Source organism: Tractidigestivibacter sp. (assembly GCF_050946515.1).
In the GTDB taxonomy this organism is placed as follows: domain Bacteria; phylum Actinomycetota; class Coriobacteriia; order Coriobacteriales; family Atopobiaceae; genus Tractidigestivibacter.
This window is the reverse complement of sequence record NZ_JBMNUX010000004.1, coordinates 13,615-30,783: the sequence shown is the minus strand read 5'-3', so window position 1 is coordinate 30,783 and position 17,169 is coordinate 13,615. Positions and strand designations below refer to the sequence as shown.

11 protein-coding genes are annotated in these 17,169 nt (G+C 58.7%); 8 read left to right on the top strand and 3 right to left on the bottom strand.

The window, feature by feature from the left end; genetic code table 11:
• Window positions 1-27 precede the first annotated feature (27 nt).
• Window positions 28-1,449 (top strand): PTS transporter subunit EIIC, encoded by a 1,422-nt coding sequence (locus ACOYJL_RS03480; protein ID WP_433568824.1) that lies wholly within the window; start codon window positions 28-30, stop codon window positions 1,447-1,449.
• Window positions 1,450-1,491: 42 nt separating this feature from the next.
• Window positions 1,492-2,946 (top strand): glycoside hydrolase family 1 protein, encoded by a 1,455-nt coding sequence (locus ACOYJL_RS03475; protein ID WP_433568823.1) that lies wholly within the window; start codon window positions 1,492-1,494, stop codon window positions 2,944-2,946.
• An 851-nt stretch (window positions 2,947-3,797) separates the two neighbouring features.
• Here the strand turns inward: ACOYJL_RS03475 and ACOYJL_RS03470 are convergent.
• A complete protein-coding gene (locus ACOYJL_RS03470; RefSeq protein ID WP_433568822.1) occupies window positions 3,798-4,874 on the bottom strand; it encodes a 2,3-butanediol dehydrogenase in 1,077 nt (358 codons plus the stop codon).
• 237 nt (window positions 4,875-5,111) lie between these two features.
• Between ACOYJL_RS03470 and ACOYJL_RS03465 the strand changes: the two genes are divergently transcribed.
• On the top strand, window positions 5,112-5,966 hold the full coding sequence (locus ACOYJL_RS03465) for an HAD family hydrolase (protein WP_433568821.1): 855 nt from the start codon (window positions 5,112-5,114) through the stop codon (window positions 5,964-5,966).
• 16 nt (window positions 5,967-5,982) lie between these two features.
• Here the strand turns inward: ACOYJL_RS03465 and ACOYJL_RS03460 are convergent, their stop codons facing one another.
• Window positions 5,983-6,588: a DNA-3-methyladenine glycosylase I gene (locus ACOYJL_RS03460; RefSeq protein WP_433568820.1), complete on the bottom strand. Its 606-nt coding sequence runs from the start codon at window positions 6,586-6,588 to the stop codon at window positions 5,983-5,985.
• 189 nt (window positions 6,589-6,777) lie between these two features.
• Here ACOYJL_RS03460 and ACOYJL_RS03455 point away from each other — a divergent pair, with 189 nt between their 5' ends.
• The 5 genes from ACOYJL_RS03455 to ACOYJL_RS03435 all read left to right on the top strand — a co-directional run bounded on the left by ACOYJL_RS03455 (window position 6,778) and on the right by ACOYJL_RS03435 (window position 16,598).
• Window positions 6,778-8,082 carry a sensor histidine kinase gene (locus ACOYJL_RS03455; protein WP_433568819.1) on the top strand — a complete coding sequence of 435 codons (1,305 nt, stop codon included), beginning with the start codon at window positions 6,778-6,780 and terminating at the stop codon, window positions 8,080-8,082.
• 3 nt (window positions 8,083-8,085) lie between these two features.
• Window positions 8,086-8,820, top strand: coding sequence for a LytR/AlgR family response regulator transcription factor (locus ACOYJL_RS03450; protein WP_433568818.1), 735 nt, complete (start codon window positions 8,086-8,088; stop codon window positions 8,818-8,820).
• 258 nt (window positions 8,821-9,078) lie between these two features.
• The gene (locus ACOYJL_RS03445) at window positions 9,079-12,930 is read left to right on the top strand and encodes a glycoside hydrolase family 3 C-terminal domain-containing protein (RefSeq protein ID WP_433568817.1); all 3,852 of its coding nucleotides are present in this window, start codon (window positions 9,079-9,081) and stop codon (window positions 12,928-12,930) included.
• 90 nt (window positions 12,931-13,020) lie between these two features.
• The gene (locus tag ACOYJL_RS03440; protein WP_433568816.1) at window positions 13,021-16,086 is read left to right on the top strand and encodes a glycoside hydrolase family 3 N-terminal domain-containing protein; all 3,066 of its coding nucleotides are present in this window, start codon (window positions 13,021-13,023) and stop codon (window positions 16,084-16,086) included.
• 128 nt (window positions 16,087-16,214) lie between these two features.
• Window positions 16,215-16,598: a VOC family protein gene (locus tag ACOYJL_RS03435; protein WP_433568815.1), complete on the top strand. Its 384-nt coding sequence runs from the start codon at window positions 16,215-16,217 to the stop codon at window positions 16,596-16,598.
• A 4-nt stretch (window positions 16,599-16,602) separates the two neighbouring features.
• Here ACOYJL_RS03435 and ACOYJL_RS03430 read toward each other — a convergent pair whose 3' ends face one another.
• Window positions 16,603-17,097 (bottom strand): hypothetical protein, encoded by a 495-nt coding sequence (locus ACOYJL_RS03430; protein WP_433568814.1) that lies wholly within the window; start codon window positions 17,095-17,097, stop codon window positions 16,603-16,605.
• Between the last annotated feature and the right edge of the window lie 72 nt (window positions 17,098-17,169).

Here is a 17,169-nt window from a genome sequence, read left to right as displayed (position 1 = left end):
GCGCCAAGTGCAACAGAGGGAGAGACCATGGCAGCGAAGAAAGACTACGCAGCGATGCGCGACCAGATCATCGAGGCGTGCGGCGGGGTTGGCAACATCGCCAGCGTGACGCACTGTATGACGCGCCTGCGCGTGCAGCTCAAGGACCAGTCAAAGCTCAACGAGGAGGCAGGCAAGTCCATCAAAGGCGTGCTGACCCTCGTCGTCCAGAACGGCGAGAACCAGTTCGTCATCGGTCAGGACGTCCCCTCGCTCTACGAGGAGTTCCAGAAGGTAGACGGCATCAACGCTGCCGGCGTCGTGGACGACCCCGAGGCCGCCGCGGCCGACACCAAGGACCCCAAGGACCACGGCAAGGTCGTCTCCGCAATCCTTTCCTTCCTCGGCGACACCTTCTCGCCGGTCATCCCGGTCATCATCGCCGGCGGCCTTATGGGCGCGGTGCTCTCGCTGCTCGTTAACTTCTTCGGCGTCTCTACCGACAGTGGCACCTACCGCCTGTTCTCCTATATCAACCAGGCAACCTTCTACTTCCTGCCCGTCTTCATTGGCTTCTCCGCGGCCACGCGCCTGAAGTCCAACGGCTACCTGGGTGCCTTCCTTGGTGCAATCCTGCTCTACTACACGATCAACATCGACAACGGCTCGCTCGACCTCTTTGGCATCCCCGTGGCACAGGTCACCTACAACGCCACCGTGTTCCCAATCATCTTGGGCGTCCTGCTCATGAGCGTCGTCTACCGCTGGTTCCAGAAGGTTCTGCCCGACGTGCTGCGCACCGTCTTTGCCCCACTGCTCACGATGCTCGTCGTCGCCCCCGTCACGCTCATCGTGCTTGCCCCCATCGGCTACACCATCGGCACCGGCCTTGCCACCGTGCTCCTCGCCGTCTACCACGCCGCGCCCGCCGTCGCCGTCGCGTTCGTCGGCTGCTTCACCCCGTGGCTCGTCTTCTTTGGCATGAACAACGCCCTCTACCCGCTGCAGTTCACGCTTATGGCCGAGGTCGGCTCCGACCCGCTGATCTGCGCAGGCATGGTTGCCGCCAACATGGCCGTCGCTGGCGCCTGCATGGCTGCCGCCAGGATCGAGAAGGACGTGGACGAGAAGTCCGTGGCCATCGGCGCCGGCATCTCCGCCCTGTGCTCCATCACCGAGCCCGGCGTCTACGGCGTGCTCTTCACCAAGCGCTTCCCGCTCAAGGGCGCCATGGTTGGCGGCGTCATCGGCGGCGCCCTGGCTGGCATCACCGGCATGACCCAGTACGTCATCACCGCCTGCAGCTTCATCGCGTTCCCTGCCTACATCAGCCCCGACGGCTCATTCACCAACCTCTGGCTTGCGCTTCTCGTGATGGCCGTGTCCTTCGCCGTGGGCTTCGTCGCAACCCTGGCCTTTGGCAAGGGCACGCAGGAAAAGGGCGCCGAGACGGTCGCCCAGGCAGCCTAGTCGCCACGAGCCATTCGTACGGACATCCGGGAAGGGATTGCCATGTCATACACTACCACCGCATTTCCCAAGGACTTTCTTTGGGGCGCGTCTACCAGCGCATATCAGGTTGAGGGAGCCGCCCTTGAGGATGGCAAGAAGCTCTCTCAGCAAGACGTCATCAACCAGGACAACTATCGCGAGCGCGGCTTTGCCACGGCCGAGGTAACAAGCGACCATTACCATCACTTCCGCGAGGACGTCGAGTTGATGGCCGAGATGGGGCTTCGCGCTTATCGCTTCTCCATCGCTTGGTCGCGCGTCATGCCGGACGGCACTGGCGAGCCTAACCCCAAGGGCGTCCAGTTCTATCACGACCTCATTGACGACCTGGTAGAGCATGGTATTGAGCCCATCGTGACGCTGTATCACTACGATCTTCCTTGGGCGCTTGTGGAGCGCTACGGCGGCTGGGTCTCTCGCCAAGTGGTGGACGACTTTGAGGCGTACGCGCGCTTTGTGATCAGCGAGTACGGTGACAAGGTCAAGTATTGGACCACCATCAACGAGCAGTCCATCATCGTGCAGTACTGGACGCAGAAGTGCTACGTCCCCAAGGAGCTGCGCGGAAACAACCAGCTTCGCTACCAGATTAACCACCACATGAACCTTTGCCATGCCATTGCTTGCAACCTGGTTCATGAGCTGGTGCCCGGCGGCATGGTGGGCTCCGTGATTGGCTACTCTCCCATCTATCCGCTGACCTCCCGCGCTGAGGATGTCATGGCCGCCCAGAACGCCCATGACCTGCGCAACGGCTACTACCTGGACATCTATTTCAAGGGCAAGTACACCGACTCGGCGTTGGCGTACTTGGATGCCCACGGCCTTGCTCCCAAGATCGAGCCCGGCGACATGGAGCTCATCAAATCTGGAACTTCTGACATGCTGGGGCTCAACTATTACGCCAGCGAATGCGCTTGCGCTTGCCCGGACGACGGCACGCATGAGATGCGCTGGAATGGCGTTAACTTGACGGGCAAGAAAGGCGCAATGAGCGGGTTTGAGACGCATCCCGGCTTCTATCAGATGTGCAAGAACCCCAACCTCGAGACGAACGATTGGGATTGGGCCATTGACCCCATCGGGATGGAGTACATGCTGCGCGACATCTGGATGCGCTATGGCAAGCCGCTTATGATTTGCGAGAACGGCCTTGGCGCTTACGACCAGCTGACTCCCGACGGTCACGTTCACGACCCGTACCGCATTGACTACCTTGGCTGCCACATTGCCGCGATGAAGCGAGCCATGGACTATGGCGTCCAGATGATTGCCTACTGCCCTTGGTCTGCCGTCGACCTGCTCTCTACCAGCAACGGCGTGAAGAAGCGCTACGGTCTGATTTACGTCGACCGTACCGACGACGACCCCAAGGAGTGCAAGCGCTATCGCAAGGATTCCTTCGAGTGGTACAAGGGCGTCATCGCCCGCGACGGCGCCGGGCTTGAGCTGTAGCTAGCGGTTCGGCGTCTGGGCTGGCGGAGGGCGGAGGCTTTCCGTTGTGTGGGAGTTTCCGCCGCGTTTTCGCAGCTGGCGCAGCCTGTCGTGTGGGGATTCTCGGACGGGCACGGGGACGCGTCCCATCGTGTGGGACGGGCGAGAAGGGCAGACGCCCGTCGTGTGGGTCTTCTCGGCGTTTCCCCAGTTGGCGCAGCCTGTCGTGTGGGTCTTGGAGGTCCCAGCGCATCGTGTGCCCCACACAACGGGGGCTCCTGTCGCGCCGTCCCGGGAATCCCCACACGACAGCAACGACGACCTGCGCAAATGCCGAGAAGACCCACACAATGGGGAGCTCCATCCTGTGGGGAGTCCCACACGATGGCTCCCTGCCAAGTTATTCGAGTTTTGCAGCCGCAAAAGTCGCGCAACCTGGCAAAAGTGCTGCATAAGTCGCACAAGGTGGCAGAAAGGTGCTGCAAAAGTCGATCAACTTGCCAGCGGGGAACCGGGATGGCAGGTAAATCGAGTTCTGCTGCATCAGAACTCGCATAACCTGGCAGCCCGAGAAGCCCGTGGCAAGTTGTTCGAGTTTTGCAGCCGCAAAAGTCGCTCAACTTGGCAAAAGTGCTGCAAAACTCGCATAAGGTGGCAGAAAAGTGCTGCAAAAGTCGCGCAAGTTGGCAGCACCCGCCCCGCCCGCACGCCGCCCGTACGGCGCCCGCCCCGCCCGCACGCCGCCGGCCCACTCAACTAGCACAGCAAACAAAAATGGCTCCGCGCTTCCGCAATCAACGGAAACGCGGGGCCATCGTCATGGGGGGTCGCGCTACGGTGCTACGCGGCACGCTTACAGAGCGAATCTAGCTCTACAGGTTCTCCGGATCGGGGGAGACCAGGATCTTGACCTGCTTCTTCTTCTCGGGGCCAGTCAGGGTCTTGAAGCCCTCCTCGACGATGTCGTCCAGAGCAACCTTCTTGGTGATGAAGCCCTCGGCAGGAATCTTGCCGCTGGAGAGAAGGTCGATGACCTTGGGGAAGTCGTTGCAATAGCAGATGGAGCCGACGACCTTCTTCTCGGGAATGCAGATGTCGTTCAGGTTGACCTGAGCGGGCTTCTCCCAGATGGAGGTCACAACAAGGGTGCCGCCCTGGTGGATGCCGGCCAGCAGGTAGTCGAAGCAGGCCTGGGCACCGGTGCACTCAAAGGCAATGTCAGCGCCATAGCCGCCGGTCAGGCGCTTGATCTCGGCAACGGGGTCGCACTCGTTGGGGTCAAGCACAACGTCGGCGCCGGAGTTCTTTGCGTACTCCTGGCGGACGGACTTGCGCTGAACCATGATGACCTGGCTTGCGCCCATGGCCTTCAGGCTCTCGACGGTGGCAAGGCCGATGGTGCCGGCGCCAGCCACGACGGCGCTCATGCCAGGCTGGAAGTTGCCAGCCTCAAGGGAGTGATAGCCAACGGAAAGAGGCTCGACAAGAGCGGCCTTGTCATAAGGAAGGTTGTCGGGGATCTTGTGCACAAACTTGTGACGGAAGGTGGTGTACTCGGAGAAGCCGCCGCCGCGACCAGCAAGGCCATGGAAGCCAAGGTTGACGCACTGGTTATAGCGGCCGTCCTTGCAAGAGGGGCAATCGTCGTCGACAACCATGGGCTCGACGACAACGCGGTCGCCCGGCTTGACGTTGGTCACGTTGGGACCAACCTCGACAACCTCACCGGAGAACTCGTGACCCATGATGACGGGTGCGGCCTCCTTGGTGATGGGGTGCGGGGTGCCCACAGGAATGAAGATGGGACCAGCCAGATACTCGTGCAGGTCGGAGCCGCAAATGCCGCACCAATGCACCTTAACCTTTACGTCGTAGTAGTCGTCAATCTGGGGCTCGGGGACGTCCTCAACGCGGATGTCGCCAGCCTTGTACCACCTTGCTGCCTTCATAAAGGCCTCCTTGTGATAAAGGTTTTTATGTCGGCGCTCTAACAGCGGCGCCACTTAGTGATAGTAATCAGGTAAAAGGGTTTATCACATATCAGTTGCATATTTGAACAGATGACCATGAAAAGGTTTAATACGAGACCGTCTTTATAGCATTTCTCTACCGCAATATCCGCAGCTTGGCGCGTTACTATGCTTGTGGACATGCAAGCGGCTTAGCATCCTTGAAAGGGGAGCTTCATGATTCGCCTAGCCCTCTCGGACCTTGATGACACGCTGATTCCGTATGGGCAAGGCCGCGCCTCGGACGCAGCCATCGCAGCAATCAGGACCGTCAACGCGACAGGAGTCGCCGTTGCCGGCCCCATTTCCGGTCGAACCATCGCCATGATGTCTTGGATGTTCGAGCAAGATGCCGCCGACTGCTTTCAGACCGGCATCTTCGTAAACGGGCAGGTAGTGCGCTTGCGTGGCAAGGTGATCGAGAAGAAAGCCCCTTCTAGAGAAGGGCTTGAGCGCCTTGTTCGCTACCTTCGCCAGACGGAGGGCGAGGGCGTGGCGCTAACCGTCTACGACGACATGAGCGAGGACCGCGACTTCTGCATTGGCATCACCGAGGAGGAAATGGCCCGCCATCCAAAGGCGTACCACGCATTCCACCAAGTTTCCCCGCACATTCCCGAAGGCGAGTTCGTGAAGACCAACCTTCATTGCGACCGCCCCCGCGCATACGTCGAGAAGATGCGCGACCAGCTTGTGCCGCTCTTCCCTGAGTTCAACTTCATCTTCCCAAGCCCTACCTCGTCCACCTTGGACATCACGCCAGCCGGCGTCGACAAGATGAGCGGCCTTCGGACCCTCATGGACGCAATGGGCGTGGGGCTAGACGAGGTCTGCGTCTTTGGCGACTCCGAGAATGACCTTGCCGTCATTGAGGGCGTCCCCAATTCCGTGGCGGTCTCAAATGCCGCCCCGCAAGTTGCGGCTGCTGCTCGTTGGCACATTGGGTCTGTCAAAGAAGACGCAGTGGCATCCGCGCTCGTCGATATCGCGGACGCCACCAAAACGGGGTCTATGCCTGCCTTCATGCGCTGATGGCAGCGGCGGGTTGCTAGAACTTCTCGTTATCAGGCGGAAGGACAATGGTTGGGTAGCCCTGGACGATGCGCTGATAGCAAGGGCAGTCCTTGTCGTGGTCGCAAATGATGCCGCAAGCTTGCAAGTGCGAATAGACGGTGACGGGGCCAAGGTAGCTAAACCCGCGGCGCTTCAGCTGGTGGGCAAGCCGCGCGGAGAGCCCGTTGCTTACGGGAACCTTTCCTTCGGCATGCCCCTCGTACAAGATGGTGGCGTTTCCAGCCATGTTCCAAACGTAGCTTGAGAACGTGCCAAACTCGTCTCTCATGCCGATGAAACAGTTTGCATTTTTGATAACTGCGCGGACTTTTCTCTCCGAGCGGATCATGCCTTCTGTTGCCAAGATTCGCGCCACGTCATCGTCGCCAAACGCGGCGACCTTCTCGAAGTCAAAGTTGGCAAAGCATTGGCGGATGACCTCGCGCTTCTTCAAGATGAGGCTCCAGCTAAGGCCGCATTGCAAAGCCTCAAGCATCAAATGTTCAAACTGTTTTTGGTCGTCGTGCGTCGGCACGCCCCATTCGTTGTCGTGATACTCGCGCATAAGCGCGGACGAGTCTTTCCAAGCGCAAAATCCCATGGCTGTCCTCCGTCGTTTCTTTGTCCCTTAGCATACGCTGCCGGCGCGCTTGCCGGTCATGACAAGAACCGGGCACGTTGTGCAGAGCCAAGCGGCATGAAAGCTTCCTGTTGTATTTCATAATGGTGGGAAAATGCCGTGTGCTTGGGAGAGCGCACGGCACGAACGAGGGAGTGGGGGGAGATACCGTTGTCGCTACAAGTGGCTGTGGACGTCTTCGTGCGAAGCGTCCTGTCCCTTTATAACTTTGCGTACGCAATCGCCATCGTCTTGTTCTTGACGAAGTTCAGCAAGCTGGAGCATCCGGTTCGCACGCTGGCGCTTCGTTTTTTCGTTATGCTTCTTGTCGTTTGGTGCCTTGGCACCTTGTCTGACCTAATCTTCCCAAACTCAATCACGTGGACGATTCTTCCCGTTGTGGTAGCCGCTCTCTACTTGAGGGATTGGCCCGTCCCCATTCGCCTTGCCCGCTCGACGCTGCTCATGTGCGCCTGGGTCTACTCGCTGGCCGTTGCTGACGCAATAAATGCAAGCTTTCATGGCGGCATATTGCTTGCATCTTTGATGTCACTTGCCTATGTGGCCATCATCTGGCTTTTGATAGAGTTCTTTGAGCGCAAGAATGACGCGGCGAACGCCGACATAAAGCTTTTAACCGTTGTCCCCGTCATCATCGTTTGCGCATCGGGACTTGCCAACAGGGCAATCTTGATTTTGCGTTCCGACTTCGGCGTAGAGCCATACTCCGTCAAGACGCTTGAGAGCTTGCTCACGTGCATGAACGGCCAGATTGCCGAGCTTGTCGTCTACGTCTGCGTCCTCATGTTGGCAAAGGAGTTCTCCAGCACGCAGCGTGCTGACGCCGAGCGCCATCTTATGGAAGTGAAGCTTGAGGGGCTTCGCGTCTTCCAGCAAAGCTCGGAGAGCTTTCACGAGCTCCGCCATGAGGTCAAGAACCAATACGCGTACATCAAGATGCTCCTTGACCAAAAGGACTTTGACCGCGCGGAAGAGTTCTTTGGCGAGATGAGCATGCGTGCCAATCCGACGTTTTCCTATGTCGCCACGGGAAACGAGCTGGTAGACGATATCGTGAATCTTGAGATCGTCCGCGCCCGAGCAAGGGGCGTCCAGATAAGCCCTCGCATTGCCGTTCCCGAGCACCTTCCTTTTTCTGGGCCCGACCTTTGCAGCTTGCTCACGAACTTGCTGGACAACGCCATCGAAGCGGCAGCAGGAGGGGAGGACCCAACGGTCAACCTTGCCATGGTGGTCGACCATGGCACGCTTCTGATTTCGGTTGCGAACCCGGCCAAGAGCGCTCCCGTCATCAAGGAGAACGGAAGCTTGGCTACTTCAAAATCTGATGTTTCGCACCATGGCTATGGCACGCGCATCATCAAGAGGATCGCCCAAGCCAACGGAGGGGTCGTAAACTTTTCTTATGAGGATGGCATCTTCACCGCAAAGGTGATGCTTGTTATGAAGGGATAGTCCATGTTGCAGCTTCACATCGCCGTCTGCGATGACGAGCCGTTTGCCGCCCAAGCGGTGTCTAGCGCGGCAGTCTCTTGCCTTGAGAAGAACGGCGCCCATGCGACGTCCGAGATCTTCTCGTCCGCGACAGAACTTGCCAAGCGCATAGAAGACGTGGGCTTTGACCTGGTTCTTCTTGACATCGAGATGCCAGAGGTCGACGGAATCCAGATGGCTCGGGCAATGAGGATGATGGGGTCGCGGACAGACATCGTCTTTGTCTCCAACAACGAGAGCCGCGTCTTTGAGGCCTTGCCGGTGCGGCCTTTGGCCTTTGTTCGCAAGAGCCATTTTTCAGAGGACATGGCAACCGCCATGGAGGCCTTTGTCAAGCAGCGCCGCAAGAGCTCGGACGAGCGCATGATCACGCTGAAGATGCACGGCTCCATGGGCACGTTTTCCGTGGACAAGATTGCCTATGTCGAGGGCCGTCGTCGCGACAAGGTTCTTCACATGACGAACGGCCATACCGAGGAAGTTGTTGCCACGTTGGAGGAGCTTGAAGAGAAGCTGGTGCCTCTTGGCTTTTGCCGCGTGCACAAAGGCTACTTGGTCAATCTTGCGCGCGTCGAGAACATCAGCCCAGACTCCATGACCGTCTGCGGCGACACGGTTCCCATCAGCCGCTCTCGCTCCGAGCAAGTGCGCCTTGACTACCTTGACTACCTAAGCAAGAACAACGCGATCATGATGTGACGAGTGGCGGCGAGAAGAACCAAGCGCCCTTCTCGCCCTCTTGCAGCTCGTGACAAAAACGCCCCCGTTCGTAACGCGCTTTCTTCCTGTCGTAGCCTGCCCCTGCCGTTTGCCCTGCCCGCTCTTTGCCTTCCCTTCAGGAACGTATCGTTCAGCTTGACGAGCTTCTGAGCTTGGGTTTCAAGCGTCGTTCATACGTGAAGGAATCCCCAGAAGGGGAAGGCGCCGCACGAAAGTGCGGATAACGAGGGAGGAAAGATGCACCAACTGCTTGTCACAAGAAGGGGCCTTTTCAAGGGAACTGCCGGAGCGGCAATCTTGGCTGGTCTTGCCGGCATCCTGACCACGACGACGGGCTGCTCTAGCACGACGAGCGACTCCGCCAGCAGCTCTAGCACCGACACCCAATACTTCAAGAGCGACTACGAATACACCGAGGACGCCGAGAAGAAGCTTTCCGAGGACCAGCACGAGCTGTACCGCCAGATCGTGGGAGAAGGAACTGTCCTTCTGAAGAACGAGGGCAACGCTTTGCCGCTTTCCACCTCTGACGGAACCATCACCGTCTTTGGCAATGCCGGCCCTCAATACCTTTCAGGCCTTGACGAGTCTTTCAAGGACGCCGGCTTCCAGTTTGATGACGCTTGCTGGGAGTTCTACACCAACGGAACCACCAACGTCACCAACTGGGCAGTCAACGAGAATCCTTGGTCAGACGTCGAGTCTGCCGGCTTCCTCTCCAGCGCAAGCGGCGTCGCCATCGTGGTCCTTGGTCGTCGCGGTCGCGAGGCATCTGACAACAGCTCCACTGCCGAGCGCGACTACCTCGCTCTTTCCGAAGAGGAGAAGCAGATGCTGAACGGCGTGGCCGAGCTGCGCCGAAACGGCACCTTCACCAAGATGATTGTCCTCATGACCCTTACCAACACCCCCAGCTGGGAGGATGGCGACTGGAGCGACGCCGTTGACTCGCTTGTCTGGATTGGCTCTTACGACGACGCGTACTTCAAGCGTCACCAGCGCTCTTACACCATCGATCCCCTTGTTGAGGTCTTGGACGGCAGCTTCAACCCCTCTGGTCGCATGCCGGATACGCTTTACAAGAACAACCAGCTTAACCCTGGACTTGTGAACTTTGGCGTCATCGATGCCGACCTCTCCAAGCTCTCTGACGGCAAGGACGACGAGGTCCAGCACCAGATTGACAAGTGGAAGCCCTCTAACGACAAGGGCAGCCATTGGCGCCACAACTACGTGTATGCCGAGGGCATCTACGTTGGCTACCGCTATTACGAGACCCGCTACGAGGACCAGGTTCTTGGCGCCGAGAACGTGGGCGACTTTGATTACTCTTCTTATGTCGCGTATCCGTTTGGCTACGGCATCTCTTACACCACCTTCGCGTACTCCGACCTTACCGCCGCCGAGTCCGATGACGGCTTTGACATCAGCGTGAAGGTGACCAACACCGGAGACGTTGCTGGCAAGAATGCCGTCACCGTCTACATGCAGTCGCCTTACACCAGCTACGACGAGGCAAACGGCATCGAGAAGGCAGCAGTCGAGCTTGTCGGCTATGCCAAGAGCAGCATGATTGAGCCGGGCGCAAACGAGACCGTCACGGTTCACGTGGACAAGCGCCAGCTTGCTTGCTATGACGCAAACGCTGCCAAGACGTACATCCTCGACGACGGCGACTACTACTTCACGGTTGGCAATGGCAGCCACGAGGCAGTGAACAACATCCTTGCCGCAAAGGGCAAGACGACGGCGGACGGCATGACCGCTGACGGCGACTCCTCGCTTGTCTATACCTGGAACAACCCCTCGCGCGACACCGAGGTCTTCTCGACCTCCGCTGCTACGGGCAACAAGATCACCAACCTCTTTGACGACGTCGACCCCAACAAGAACGAGACCATGAAGGAGCTGAACAGCGTCACTTGGATGTCCCGCTCCGATTGGGCCGGCACGTATCCTACCGAGGCCACAAGCCTTGTCTACACCGACGAAGTTGCCGACATGGCAAAGCCCGTTCAGTACGAGGCGGGCAGCGGCGACACGTCGTCTGTGGCTACGCACGAGTTTGGCAAGACCGACAGCGACTTGGTGCTTGTTGACATGCGCGGCAAGGATTACGACGACCCCGATTGGGAGAAGCTCATCTCCAAGCTGACGTATGAGGAAATGGTCTCTCTTATTGCCGACGACCAGACTGAGCTGGACGTTATTGGCAAGCCCAACACCACAAACGCCGACGGCTCCAACGGTCGTTCCTCGGTCTTCTCGGTCTCCGGCCTTGACGGCATCCCGTACCCGATGACCGCTTGGCGCGCGGCAACGTTCAACACCGAGCTGAACGAGTCTGTGGGCAAGATGATCGGCGAGAACATGCTGCATGCGGCAGGCGTCGAGAAGAAGGGCGTTGGCCTTTACGGATTCAGCTGCAACACGCACAGGGTTCCGTACGCAGGCCGTAACCTTGAGTACTACTCCGAGGACCCGTTCCTTGCGGGCAACTCTGTTGCGCACGAGTCCAAGGGCTTCGTCGATAAGGGCGGCATCACCTACATCAAGCACTTTGCCGTCAACGACCAAGAGCAGTTCCGTCACGGCGTTCCCTCCTGGGCAAACGAGCAGGCCCTTCGCGAGATCTATCTGAAGCCGTTCGGGATGGCGATTGCCGACGGCAAGGCCAACGGCGTCATGTCCGGCTTCAACAGGCTTGGCATGTACTGGACCGGCGCAAGCCCCAAGCTTCTTCACGACTTTGCCGAGGGCGAGGAAGGCTATTGCGGCATCACCCTTACGGACGCTTTCGAGACCGACTACATGGATACCGTGGACGGCCTTCTTAACGGTACGCATGCTTGGCTTGGCGGCACCGGCTACAAGAACACTGACGCAATCCTTCTTCAGGACGACTACAAGAACGACCCCGTCATCCAGGACGCTGTCTTCTCGGCAGTTCACCGCATCCTTTATGTGAATGCCAACTCGCTGGCTATGAACGGCCTGACGCACGACTACAAGTTTGGCTCCAAGGGCCCCGAGCATCCGTATGCTGACAAGCAGCTCATGATCTCTGGCGTTCCCCTTGCCGACCCTGCAGCCGGCGCCTTTGGCGCGACGCTTACCACCGACTTCTATGCCGACGGCGTCTTTGCCATGAGCATTGCGGTCTTTGGCAGCGGAAGCTCCTCTCAAGGCACTTGGACGTACGACGACAACAGCGGTCTTGCCATGAAGCTTGATGACGGCACCGCCCTTGACGTCACCTTTGAGAACGGCGTCTTCAAGTGGTCGCAAGACATCAAGTCCGACCTGCTTGGTCAGCTTACCGGCACGGACGCCATCTCCCAGTACGAGTTCGTGACCGCCGCAAACCAGATCGCCGGCAAGAGCTACGCGGTGCCTGACCAGCCTACCTATACCGTCACGTACAGCGCCGAGAACGACAAGGTCACGGGAACCGACCCGTCATCGCAAACCGTGAAGACCGGCGACACCTTCACCCTTCCGGACAACCCCTACTCGGGCACCTACCAGCAGTTTGTTGGCTGGAGCGTGAACGGCACAACGATGCAGCCTGGCGACGAGGTGAAGGTCTCCGGCTATACCGACTACGCCGTGGTCGCAACGTGGGTCGACGAGGCCCTTGTGACTGCCGAGACGCAAGACGACTACAAGTTCTCCTTCGTCCAGCCTGACGGCGTGCCCATGATTCTGTACTGCAACGGCAACGTGCGCCTGCAGCATTACAACCAGGTTTGCTGCAACGGCACTTGGGAGGTCTCTGGCACGGGCGCGGGCACGGCCCAGCTGACCATCAAGAACGAGTCCGGCGCAGCCGTGAGAGCGTCCGTCGAGAAGGACAGCATCGTCTACCAGCAGGAAGGCTACTACTACGACTGGGGCCAGCCCGACGTTGGGTATGGCAGCGGCATCTTCCGCGCCATCTATACGCACAGGATTCCTGTCTCCGACTTTGTCGACCGCTACAACGAGGTCTTTGGCACTAGCTACTCCGACGTTTCCGTGACTACGGGCTCCGCAACCTTTGCCGAGGTCGACGATCCCACGGCCGCATCCGTCGCGCTTCCTTGGTAGAAGGCGCGCAAGAACGTGACTTTGACCGCGCCGGTCGCTTCCGGCGCGGTCTCGTGCGCCCCTCTTTGGGCGATGTGAGGAACATGGGAAATGAGCAACAAACCATCTGATAAAAAAAGAAAGAATAGCCGGTCGTCCAAGCACGTCGTGCGCCGCGTTCTGAAGACTGTCCTGGTTGTTGTGCTTGCGGCTTTGATTGTGGCGGCAAACTTCGTCCTTCCCCAGTACGAGACGGCCATCAACTCGTATTTGGGAGTCTCTCAAGGCTGGGACAACTCGGGCCTGAACACTGACGGGCTTGACCTTGAGTACAACAAGGCCGACTACACCTCTGACAACATCGGCGCTGCCGAGGAGAGCTTGGACGAGCAGATTGCCGGCGAAGGCATCGTGATGCTGAAGAACGAGGACAACTCCCTGCCACTTGAGAAGGGCACGACTCTCTCGTTTGTCGGCGAGAACTCCCGCACTTTGGGCAACATTTCCGGAACCGTCGTCGAGGACGCCCTTGGCGAGAATGACTCTGCATCCGACCCCGTGACCCCTGCCTTTGAGAGCGCCGGCTTCTCGGTGAACCAGACGCTTCGCGACTTCTACTCGACGGGCGCAGGCAAGGATTACGTGATGGGCGAGGGCTCCGTCATGTACGGCGAGCAAGAGGACTTCTCGATCAACGAGTGCCCGCTTTCTGTGATGCAAGACGCTGGCGTCCTCGACTCTTTGCAAGGAACCACCCCCGTCTTCGTGCTTCGCCGTGTGGCTGGCGAAGGCCGCGACATGCCGCGCTCCATGTATAACCACGCCTCGAGCGATGAGGACAAGGCAAAGAGCTACCTTGAGCCGGACTCCACCGAGCTTGAGATCCTTCAATATTTGAACGACAACTTTGATAACGTCGTTCTTCTCGTGAACAGCAACGCAGCTCTTGAGCTTGATTGGCTTGACCAATTCCCCAACATCAAAAGCGTGTTGTACATGCCGTCAAGCGGCACGTATGGGCTGAACTCTTTGGCCTCGATCATGGCTGGTGACACCAACCCGAGCGGCCGTACCGTTGACACCTTTGCCGCAAATGCGCTGAGCTCGCCGGCGGCCCAGAACTTTGGCGACTACCAGTACCTGGACAGCTCCGGCAACTTGACGCAATACAACTACGTCACGTACGAGGAGGGCATCTACGTAGGCTATCGCTACTACGAGACCCGCTACGAAGATGCGACGTTGGGGCAAGGAAACGCTGGGAGCTTTGATTACGACGCCGAGGTTACGTACCCGTTTGGCTACGGCCTTTCGTATACGTCGTTTGACTGGAGCGACTTTGCTTGCAGCTGGAGCGGCAAGACTTGCACGGCAACGGTTACTGTCACGAACACGGGCGACGTGGCAGGCAAGGACGTCGTTGAGCTATACGCGCAAAGCCCCTATACGGACTACGACAAGGCAAATGGCGTCGAGAAGGCCTCCGTCGTGCTGGTCGGGTTTGCCAAGACCAAGCTTCTGCAACCTGGAGAGAGCCAAGTCGTTGAGGTCAGCTTTGATGAGAGCCAGCTTGCAAGCTATGACTCGCAAAACGCAAAGACCTACATTCTGGATGCCGGCACATATTATGTGACCGCTGGGCGCAACTCTCATGACGCTATCAATAACATGCTGGTAGCAAAGGGTGTTGACGCGGGTGGAGATGCCTCCCTTGTTGCAACGTATCAGCCGGACGTTGACGGAGAAGTTGATGCCACCACGTATTCGAAGGACTCGCTGACGGGCGAGCAAGTCACAAACCAGCTGGATGATGCCCGCGGCGACGCCACGTACCTGACCCGCGCCGATTGGGAAGGCACGTTCCCGACGCACGACGGGGAGCCCACCAGCCAAGTTTCTACGTGGGGCAACGAGATTAACGGCTCTGACGGAGTCAGCTATACGTACGGAAAGCCAGCCTCAGACGAGCTTCTGGCAAAGCTTGACTCAACCGACTCTGGCAACCCGACGGACAGCTCCTCGATTGACGACACGCCGACGTACGGCGCCAACAACGGTCTTACCTTGGCTGACCTGCGTGGCGTTGACTACGACGACCCCTTGTGGGACCAGCTTCTTGACCAGCTGAACCCCGAGGACTACGAGATCTCTATCAGAAAGGCCGGCTACGGCTCTCAAAGCTTGAGCTCTGTTGGAAAGCCGTTTGGCACCGACGCTGACTCAACCTCTGGCTGGAGCTGGGGCGGAACGGGCATGAAGTTCTGCAACCCGATGATGGTCGCGCAGACGTGGAACACCGACCTCGCCAGCCAGCTTGGCACCATGATTGGCAACGAGGCCCTGCTTGGGGGCGGCACGGGCTGGTATGCTCCGGCCATGAACATCCACCGCACGCCCTTCTCGGGAAGAAACGGCGAGTACTTCTCGGAAGACGGGTTCCTCTCTGGCGCTATCGCGTCGCAAGAGGTGCGCGGGGCTGCCAGCAAGGGCGTCTACACGTTGATGAAGCACTTTGCGTTCAACGACCAGGAGAACCACCGCGGCGACCGTGGCGAGCATTCCATGGCAACTTGGCTGAACGAGCAGTCCGCTCGCGAGATCTACCTGAAGCCGTTCGAGATGTGCATGAAGGTCGACGACGTAGACTTGAATTACGTCAAGAAGGACGCTGACGGGTCGCTTGCGAATGCGACTACCAAGGTGCGTGCTTGCCAAGGCTTGATGACCTCGTTTAACCGCGTGGGCGCTACGTGGGCAGGCGGCTGCTACAACTTGCTGACAGGCATTGTTCGCAACGAATGGGGCTTTGACGGCTGGATCATCACTGACAACGCCGACATGGGAACGTTCATGGATGCTGGCCAGATGATTTCCGCAGGTGGTGACTCTAAGCTCACGACTGCCGACCCTGTTGGAACTTGGACCTTCAACAAGGACGACTCTGCCCAGTATCACTACGCTCGCGAGGCGCTGCACCATCTGCTGTACACGATCTCCAACAGCCATCTGATGAACGGCTCGATGCCGGGAAGCAAGTTCACATCCGGCGTTGGCGGGATGCAGATCGTGGACATGATTCGCTGGGGCGTCACAATTGCTTGCTCCGCGGGAATCGCGCTGGTTGGCTGGACCGCTTGGCGTAACCACAAGAAGGCGCAGGCTGAGCGAGGCAAGTAAGCGCCAGCTGCAGGCACAGGTTTCTTTGCTCCCTTCCCTCTAGGCCCATCCCGCATCTTGTGGGATGGGCCTTTGGCTTTCGCTAGAATTGGCTGGATGTTGCCGGGAGCGTTGGTGGGGGAGTAGCCATGAGAATCGAGCACGTTGCTCTTTACGTCAACGACCTTGAGGGCGCGCGTTCTTTCTTCCAGAAGTTTTTCGGCGCGACGGCGGGCGAGCAATACCACAACCCAAAGACGGGATTTCGCTCGTACTTCCTCTCGTTTGAGGACGGGGCGCGCCTTGAGGTGATGTCCAAGGAAGGCATTCGCGACGATGCGAAAGAGCCCGAGCGCACGGGCTATGCTCACGTGGCTTTTTCTGTGGGGAGCGCCCAGAAAGTTGACGAGCTGACGGCGCAGCTAAAAGACGCTGGATATCAGGTTGTCAGCGGTCCTCGCACGACCGGCGACGGCTATTACGAAAGCTGCGTCTTGGGGCCCGAGGACTTGCGCGTAGAGATTACGGTGTAGCTGGCTAGCGGCGGGCGTCTTGTGCGGTTGCGTCTTTGCGGATTGAGTCTGCAAGCTGCTCGTCGCCGTCCTTCTCGCCCTTCGAAAAAAGGCCTGCTACCAGAGCTATCGCTTGGATCAGCAGAGGGGCAACAAAGGGCGCGAACATAAAAAGTAGAATCGAATGCAAGCCCGAGAACAGCCCGCCGCGAAGCACAAAGCTCACAATGATATAGAGGTAGATGACCGAAAGCACCGTTGCGGGAATGCGCGTCGTGCGCATCATGCCGCGTAGCATGATGACCGTTGCGTGGCTGAACGTGGACCAGATGAGAAGGAATATCGAGACGGCGATAATGGTCGGCGCCCAATCCTCGTCGATGGCTGCGACGTCCGGGGCAATCTGGATGAGGAAGAACCCCTCGACTGCCAGGAAGGTGCCGAGAAATCCCCATTTGTTCATTCCCGAGAAGAACTGCATTGCGGTTTCCATCTCGGAATCTCTTGGTGCAGTTGCCATGGCTTCCCCCTGACGGTGGCGCGGCGCGGAAGCTGCGCCGCGGACTTGCTCCTTTGGCTTGGAGTCTACCCG